The organism is uncultured Ralstonia sp. (assembly GCA_913056305.1).
GTDB lineage: Bacteria > Pseudomonadota > Gammaproteobacteria > Burkholderiales > Burkholderiaceae > Ralstonia.
In genome coordinates this window covers 1-7,548 of record CAJXMR010000220.1, presented here as the reverse complement: position 1 = coordinate 7,548, position 7,548 = coordinate 1, and the positions used below count along the sequence as shown (strand labels likewise).

Sequence of the window (7,548 nt, the reverse complement as noted above, 5' to 3'; positions counted from 1 at the left end):
CGATCTTCTTGGGGTTCTTGCCCATGCGCTCGGCCACGTTGCGCATGGCGGCCAGGTCAGCCAGCAGCGGCACGCCGGTGAAGTCCTGCAGCACCACGCGGGCGACCACGAACGGGATCTCGTCAACGCGCTCGGCGTTCGGCTTCCAGTTGGCCAGTTGCGCGACGTGCTCTTCGGTCACCTTCTTGCCGTCGCAGTTGCGCAGCACCGATTCCAGCACGATACGGATCGAAACCGGCAGGCGCTCGATTGCCACGCCCAGTTCCTTGCCCAGTTGCGGCAGGGAATGGAACTTGCCGGTCTGGCTGCCGTTGATCTTGAATTCTTTGAGTGTTTTTTTCAGGTTGTGGGGCATGGCATGACTCCAGGCTAGGGATGCGTAGGGCACCGAGGCGCCCCGTGCGGATACATCAAATCACGTACAAATCGACATACTCGTTGACCGGCATCATCTCGAGGGTCTTTTGCTCGAGTGAAGCCGCCAGGATCGCGTCCTGCTGCCTGGCCGGAAAACGGCGGGCCAGGTTGGTCCTGAACTTCTCGACCAGCAGCGGCATGCCTTCCTTGCGCCGCCGCTTGTGGCCGATCGGGTACTCCACCACGACTTCCTTGAGTGCGCGGCCATCCTTGAACCGGACGGTGATCGCGTTGGCGATCGAGCGCTTGTCGGGGTCGTGGTATTCCTGGGTGAACTGCTTGTCTTCCATGCACGCGATCTTCTTGCGCAGCGCGTCGATGCGCGGGTCGCGGGCGACCGTGTCTTCGTAGTCCCCGGCCGTCAGGCGGCCGAAGATGAGCGGCACGGCGACCATGTACTGGATGCAGTGGTCGCGGTCCGCCGGGTTGGCGAGGGGGCCTTGCTTGTCGATGATGCGGAGCGCCGCTTCGTGCGTGCGGATCGTGATGCTCTCGATGTCGTCGACGGTCTTGCCGGCCTTGGCAATCGCTTTGTGTAGTGTCATGGCCGCTTCAGCGGCGGTTTGCGCGTGGAACTCGGCCGGGAAGCTGATCTTGAACAGCACGTTCTCCATCACGTACGTGCCGTACTTGCGCTGGAACTTGAACGGCTGCCCGTTGAAGGACACGTCGTAGAAGCCCCAGCCCTTGGCGGTGAGGGCAGAGGGGTAGCCCATCTCGCCCGTCCTGGCGATCAGCGCCAGGCGCACGCCGCGGCTGGTGGCGTCGCCCGCCGCCCAGGATTTGCGGCTGCCCGTGTTCGGCGCATGGCGGTAGGTGCGCAGCGCCTGGCCGTCGACCCACGCCAGCGACACGGCGTTGATGATCTCGTCACGCGACAGCCCGAGCAGTTGCCCGACCACCGCGGTGGTGGCGACCTTGACCAGTACCACGTGGTCCAGCCCCACCTTGTTGAATGCGTTTTCGAGCGCGATGCAGCCCTGGATCTCGTGGGCCTGGATCATCGCGGTCAGCACGTCTTTCATCACGAGCGGCTTCTTGCCGCCGGCGATGTTGGTGCGGGACAACCAGTCCGCCACGGCCAGGATGCCGCCGAGGTTGTCCGACGGATGGCCCCATTCGGCAGCCAGCCAGGTGTCGTTGAAATCCAGCCAGCGGATCATGGCGCCGATGCTGAACGCCGCCTGCACCGGATCGAGCTGGAATTGCGTGCCCGGAACCTTCGCGCCATTCGGCACGACGGTTCCCGGCACGATCGGCCCCAGGAGCTTGGTGCACGCCGGGTACGACAGCGCCTCCAACCCGCAGCCCAAGGTATCGATCAGGCAATGGCGGGCCGTCTCGTAGGCGGCCTTGCTGTCGAGCTTGAACTGGGTCACATAGTCGACGATGTCGACGATGACCTTGTCGGGTTTCGGGCGGATGTTCGCAACCGGCGCGGACATGGGCTTTTCCTGTGGGCCTCTCGCGTTACTGCTTGGCGGGCTGGGCAGCGTCCGACGCGGGGGCCGCAGCCGGTGCCGGGGCAGCGTTGTCCTGCATCATCAGCGGCAGGCCAGCGGGGGCGCGCAGGGCACCGCCTTGCGTCGGGGCCGAGCCGCCGGCAGCCATCTCCGCGGTCTGGCACTCGTCGGCCAGACGGTGGCCTTCGTTGCGGTCGAACAGCATGGCCTTGGCCGGGATGACCACGAGGTCAAAGCCGGTCTTCTGGTCGAAGTAGCGGTCGGCGCCAGTGCGGGTCATCTGACGCGGCAACTCATAGTTCTTGCCCTTCCAGTGCACGGTGATGATCTGGTCGCGGGTCATGTCGCCCTTGATGTACATCTCGTTGCCGAGTTCGCACTTCCATTGCACGCCTTCCGGTTTGGCGACTTCCTTGGCGGCAGTCTTTTTGGCCGGCTTCTTCTTGCTGGCGGCCTTCTTGGCGGCCGGCTTGGGCGACGTCGTGGTTTGGGCGGTTGCGTACTGCGATACGGCCAGCGAGAGAGCGCCGGCGCAAGCGGCCACGATGAACTTGTTCATAGGGTTTCCTTCGGTAAGACTGGATCGGGGAGGCGGCCGTCCCGGGCTGGAAATCCCAGGGTCAGGCACACACCGGCCGGTATTTTGACCGATTTGCCCGCCGTGCCCAATGTTCCGTTACATAGATTGCAGACACTCGCCCGAACGGGGGGTATCCGCCATCCGCACGGCCATTGCAGGGGCCGGTTGCCTCGCGTTTCACGTCTTGGCCGTTCTCCTTGTTTGTGTTTGCCAGTGGGTGTCTTCCGTGCCCAGCTCAGCCGCGGTTCTGCGCGAACAGCGCGTCCAGCTTGGCTTCGTAATCGTGGTAGCCGATGCTGTCGTACAGTTCCATGCGCGTCTGCATGGTGTCGACCACGTTCTGCTGTGTGCCATCGCGGCGGATGGCGGCGTAGACGTTCTCGGCGGCCTTGTTCATGGCACGGAAGGCCGACAGTGGATACAGGATCATCGCCACGCCCGCCGTGCCCAGCTCGTCGCGCGTAAACAGTGGCGTCTGGCCGAATTCGGTGATATTGGCCAGCACCGGCACCTTCACCGCATCGACGAACTTGCGGTACATCGACAGGTCGGTCATCGCTTCGGGAAAGATCGCGTCCGCGCCGGCTTCGACGCAGGCCACCGCGCGCTCGATGGCGCGGTCCAGGCCCTCCACGGCCAGCGCATCGGTGCGCGCCATCACGACGAAATTCGCGTCGGTGCGCGCGTCCACCGCGGCCTTGATGCGGTCGACCATCTCGTCCTTGGAGACGATTTCCTTGTTGGGGCGATGGCCGCAGCGCTTGGCGCCGACCTGGTCTTCGATATGCATGGCCGCGGCGCCGAACTTGATGAGCGACTTGGTGGTGCGTGCCACGTTGAATGCCGAGGCGCCGAAGCCCGTGTCGACGTCCACCAGCAACGGTACGTCGCACACGTCGGTAATGCGGCGCACATCGGTCAGCACATCGTCCAGGCCGGAGATGCCGAGGTCCGGCAGGCCCAGCGAGCCCGCTGCCACGCCGCCGCCCGACAGGTAGATCGCGCGGTAGCCGGCGCGCTTGGCCAGCAGGGCGTGGTTGGCATTGATGGTGCCGACCACCTGCAGCGGCGATTCATCGACCAGCGCCTGGCGGAAGCGGGCGCCTGCGCTGGCTTGGGCGCTGGTGATCATTGCTGCGGTCATGGCGAATCTCCTCTCAATGCGTTTGCGCCGTCATGCGAAGAAGCGCGACGTGGCCTCCGGCGGCATCGCTACGCCGGTGGTGTGCGCACGCTGCAGCACGGCCCACCAGTAGCGATAGCTGGCTCGGTCGTGCAGGCGGCCTTCGTGCTGGATCGGTCCCCACGAGGTGTCCTGTGCGGCCGCGAGAATGGCGGCCGCCTGTGTCACCTCGTCATGCGACGGGCGGAACGCGGCGACGATCGGCTCGATCTGGTCCGGATGGATGCTCCACTTGCGCAGGTAGCCGAATGCGTTGCGGGCGCGCGCGGCATCGGCGCCGGCGCGGTCCGGGTGCTTGATGTCGGTGCTGACGTTGTGCGACGGCACCTTGCCGTGCGCATGGCACGCCGCGGAAATATCGGTGAGCGCGCGGCGGATCAGCGGATGCTCGAACTGCTCCGGTGAGCCCATCGCCGCGTCCGGAATCGCCCCGTTGTGCGCCGACACGAAATCCATCAGCCCGAAGCTCAGGCATTCCACCTGCACCAGCGCGGCGATGTCGAACACCTGCGCCAGCGCGCCATGCGTCTCGATCAGCACGTGGATCGGCAGGTGCCGCGCGATGCCGGCGGCGCGCGCCGCCTGATTCACACGATCGGTCACGCGGGCGACTTCCACCACGTCGCGCACCTTGGGCACGGTCACGTAGGCGAGGCGGCTGCCGGCCTGGCCGACCAGGATGTCGACATCCTGCGTCCACGCATCGTGGTTCGGGTCGTGGATGCGCACGCCAACACGGTTGAAGCAGTTGTCGTCGCTGTTGATGAGCGCGGCGGCCAGTTCGGCATGCGCGCGCTCCTGGCCGACGGCGGCGCCGTCCTCGCAATCGAAGGTGATGTCGAAGACGGGGCCAAGGGCTTGTTGCAGGGCGAGCGACTTGCGCATCAGCTTTTCTGCGCCAGCATAGTGGTCGCAGACCGGCAGTTGGGCCGGAGCGGCGTCGTCCTGGAACAAGACCTCGGTGGGGTGCACTGCGTCGTATCGGGTTAGGTGGCGCTTGCTGCTCGGGCGCCTGAGTGATGGATGTAAAAAAACCGGAGGGGTCGCTGCCGATCCGCTCCGGTTCTTCGTCAGATCATGCGGGTTACAGCAGGTGCTGCACGCCGGCACGCTCGCCTTCCAACTCATCGAGCGTGATCTTGATCTTCCCTTGGCTGTACTCGTCGATCTCGAAGCCTTGGACCACTTCGTACTTGCCGTTGGCGGTCGTGACCGGGAAACCGAACATCACGTCCTTCGGGATGCCGTAGTCGCCGTTCGACGGGATGCCCATCGTGACGATCTTGCCGTTCGTGCCCAGCACCCAGTCACGCACGTGGTCGATGGCGGCGTTGGCAGCCGAGGCAGCCGACGACAGGCCACGCGCCTCGATGATGGCAGCGCCGCGCTTGCCGACGGTCGGCAGGAACACGTCGTTGTTCCACACCGGATCGTTGATCATGTCCTTGACGCTCTTGCCATCGATGGTGGCGTAGCGGTAGTCGGCGTACATGGTCGGGCTGTGGTTGCCCCACACGAACAGCTTCTCGATCGAAGCCACCGGCTTGCCGGTCTTGGCGGCGATCTGCGACAGGGCACGGTTGTGGTCCAGGCGCAGCATGGCGGTGAAGTTCTCGCGCGGCAGGTCCGGCGCCGACTTCATGGCGATGTAGGCGTTGGTGTTGGCCGGGTTGCCGACCACCAGCACCTTGACGTTGCGCGAGGCAACGGCGTTCAGGGCCTTGCCCTGTGCCGTGAAGATCTGCGCGTTGGCGGAGAGCAGGTCTGCACGCTCCATGCCCGGGCCGCGGGGGCGGGCGCCCACCAGCAGGGCCACGTCGACGTCCTTGAAGGCGGTCATCGGGTCGGAGTGGGCTTCCATGCCGGCCAGCAGCGGGAAGGCGCAGTCTTCGATCTCCATCATCACGCCCTTGAGTGCCTTTTGGGCCTTCTCATCGGGGATTTCCAGCAGTTGCAGGATGACGGGCTGATCCTTGCCCAGCATTTCGCCGGCGGCGATGCGGAACAGCAGTGCGTAACCGATTTGACCAGCAGCGCCGGTCACCGCGACGCGCATGGGGGCTTTTGCCATGAGAACTCTCCAAACGGTAGTGAAAAGCGGATCGCACTGCGCGAGGTCGCATCCGTGGCGTGGATGTCGGCGCTCATTGACGCGGCTGGCGCAGGCATTGCCGGATCGGCATGCCGCCACCCTGGCGGCGGGCTCGATATCGGCAAGAGCCTCGCAGTGTACTGCGTCCGCATGACGAAGTGATACACCCTTACGTATTGGCGGGTTGCCCGCCACGCGCCGTGTGGAACCCCTCGTCTTGAACAGGCGCGAGTGTAGGCCTGGCCTCAGGTGAAGTCAATCAATCTTCTGTCTTATATAAGACATAAGACATTCTATAAACGGGCTGGACGCGTTTGTCGCTTTTGTGGTGAAATCGCCAGTTATGTCGAGCACCTCCACCCCTCTATCCGCCGTCGTGCCGCCGCCTTCCAGCGGTGAGGCGAGTGCGTCGCCCGCCAGCCCGGGCGCGGGGGGCGGGTCGCCCACCTTCAGCCCGCTGTACCAACAGATCAAGACGCTGATCCTGCAAAGCCTGCAGACCGGCGAGTGGAAGCCGGGCGAGATGATCCCCAGCGAGATGGAGTTGGCGGCCCGCTACAAGGTCAGCCAGGGCACGGTGCGCAAGGCTATCGACGAACTGGCGGCCGAAAACCTGGTGGCGCGCCGCCAGGGCAAGGGTACGTTCGTCACCACGCATTATGAAGAGGGTGTGCAGTTCCGCTTCCTGCGGCTGATGCCGGAGCAGGGCGAGCAGCACTACCCGAGCAGCCGCGTGCTGGAGTGCAAGCGCATGCGCGCCCCGGCCGAAATCGCGCGCCTGCTGGACCTCAAGCCGGGCGACAGCGTGGTGCAGATCCGCCGCGTGCTGTTCTTTTCCGGCGAACCCACTGTGCTCGAAGACATCTGGCTGCCGGGCGCGAGCTTCAAGGGCCTCACGGCCGAGAAGCTGACCGAGTGGAAAGGCCCGATGTACGCATTCTTTGAGGCGGAGTTCGGTGTGCGTATGCTGCGTGCGACCGAGCGCATCCGCGCGGTGGCGGCGGATGCGGCCACGGCTGAGTTGCTGTCGGTGCAGGCGAGTTCGCCGCTGCTATCGGTCGAGCGGGTGTCGCATACCTTCGGCGACAAACCGGTGGAGCTGCGCCGTGGGCTGTATGTCACCACGCGGCACTACTACCAGAATGAACTGAGTTGACGACGCGCCGTCGCGCCAGCTTCTATGCTGGTCCGGCGGCGTCTTGATTTGTGGGGCGTGCAACGGCGTATTGCGCGTCATGAAGACAGTGTAAAGAGGACAATCGCCCACGCATCACGCCACTGGCAGGCGAGGGCAGGAAGCACAAAAGTGGAGCGCGCCGAGGGAAATTATTGGTGCGCTGCGCAACAAAAGCGCGCTAGAATCTCGCCGATTTGCGCACAGCAGTTTTGTTAGTTGTTTAGCCAATGGGGTCTGATATGGCAGAAGCCATCAAGAAAGCCAGGCCGGAATTCAGGAACATCGGCGTGGGCGACATCGCCCGCTACCGGTTGCCCTGGGCCGGCAAGGTGTCCATCCTGCATCGTGCCAGCGGTGCATTGATGTTCGTTCTTCTTCCGTTCGTGCTGTACTTGCTCGAGCAAAGCCTCACGTCGGAAATCAGTTTCGCCAAGTTCACGGCGCTGCTGTCCGGTGGTTTCGCCAAGGTTGTCGTCCTCGCGCTCATCTGGGCGTACCTGCACCACTTCTGTGCCGGCATCCGCTACCTGCTCCTCGATCTGCATGTCGGTATCGACAAGGCCACGTCGGCCAAGTCGGCCGTGAGCGTGCTGATCGTCAGCCTGCTGCTGACCGTCGTGTTCGGCGCCAAGCTGT

General features: G+C 64.5%; 7 protein-coding genes and 1 pseudogene. 2 read left to right on the top strand and 6 right to left on the bottom strand.

Features of this window, described 5'->3' with window-relative positions; translation table 11 throughout:
• The 6 genes and pseudogenes from acnA to QZ609_RS22300 form a co-directional block, all read right to left on the bottom strand.
• Nucleotides 1-355, bottom strand: a pseudogene (gene acnA / locus QZ609_RS22325) (aconitate hydratase); the annotation flags it as partial.
• 55 nt (nt 356-410) lie between these two features.
• A complete protein-coding gene (locus tag QZ609_RS22320; RefSeq protein WP_295499623.1) occupies nt 411-1,862 on the bottom strand; it encodes a bifunctional 2-methylcitrate dehydratase/aconitate hydratase in 1,452 nt (483 codons plus the stop codon).
• 25 nt (nt 1,863-1,887) lie between these two features.
• The gene (locus QZ609_RS22315) at nt 1,888-2,439 is read right to left on the bottom strand and encodes a hypothetical protein (RefSeq protein WP_295499622.1); all 552 of its coding nucleotides are present in this window, start codon (nt 2,437-2,439) and stop codon (nt 1,888-1,890) included.
• Between the two features lie 256 nt (nt 2,440-2,695).
• Complete coding sequence (gene prpB, locus QZ609_RS22310) at nt 2,696-3,592, bottom strand: methylisocitrate lyase (protein WP_295499625.1); 897 nt, start codon at nt 3,590-3,592, stop codon at nt 2,696-2,698.
• Nucleotides 3,593-3,634: 42 nt separating this feature from the next.
• Nucleotides 3,635-4,615: a CoA ester lyase gene (locus tag QZ609_RS22305; protein ID WP_295499620.1), complete on the bottom strand. Its 981-nt coding sequence runs from the start codon at nt 4,613-4,615 to the stop codon at nt 3,635-3,637.
• 112 nt (nt 4,616-4,727) lie between these two features.
• A complete protein-coding gene (locus tag QZ609_RS22300; protein WP_295499619.1) occupies nt 4,728-5,714 on the bottom strand; it encodes a malate dehydrogenase in 987 nt (328 codons plus the stop codon).
• A gap of 364 nt (nt 5,715-6,078) precedes the next feature.
• Between QZ609_RS22300 and QZ609_RS22295 the strand changes: the two genes are divergently transcribed.
• The gene (locus QZ609_RS22295) at nt 6,079-6,891 is read left to right on the top strand and encodes a GntR family transcriptional regulator (protein ID WP_295499617.1); all 813 of its coding nucleotides are present in this window, start codon (nt 6,079-6,081) and stop codon (nt 6,889-6,891) included.
• A gap of 260 nt (nt 6,892-7,151) precedes the next feature.
• Nucleotides 7,152-7,548: succinate dehydrogenase, cytochrome b556 subunit (sdhC, locus tag QZ609_RS22290; RefSeq protein ID WP_295499616.1), on the top strand; the 397-nt coding region annotated here is incomplete at its 3' end.

Coding starts and splice junctions, on each gene's coding strand:
- QZ609_RS22315 (WP_295499622.1), bottom strand. CDS start 2,439: ATGAACAAGTTCATCGTGGCCGCTTGCGCCGGCGCTCTCTCGCTGGCC.
- QZ609_RS22295 (WP_295499617.1), top strand. CDS start 6,079: ATGTCGAGCACCTCCACCCCTCTATCCGCCGTCGTGCCGCCGCCTTCC.
- prpB (WP_295499625.1), bottom strand. CDS start 3,592: ATGATCACCAGCGCCCAAGCCAGCGCAGGCGCCCGCTTCCGCCAGGCG.
- QZ609_RS22320 (WP_295499623.1), bottom strand. CDS start 1,862: ATGTCCGCGCCGGTTGCGAACATCCGCCCGAAACCCGACAAGGTCATC.
- QZ609_RS22300 (WP_295499619.1), bottom strand. CDS start 5,714: ATGGCAAAAGCCCCCATGCGCGTCGCGGTGACCGGCGCTGCTGGTCAA.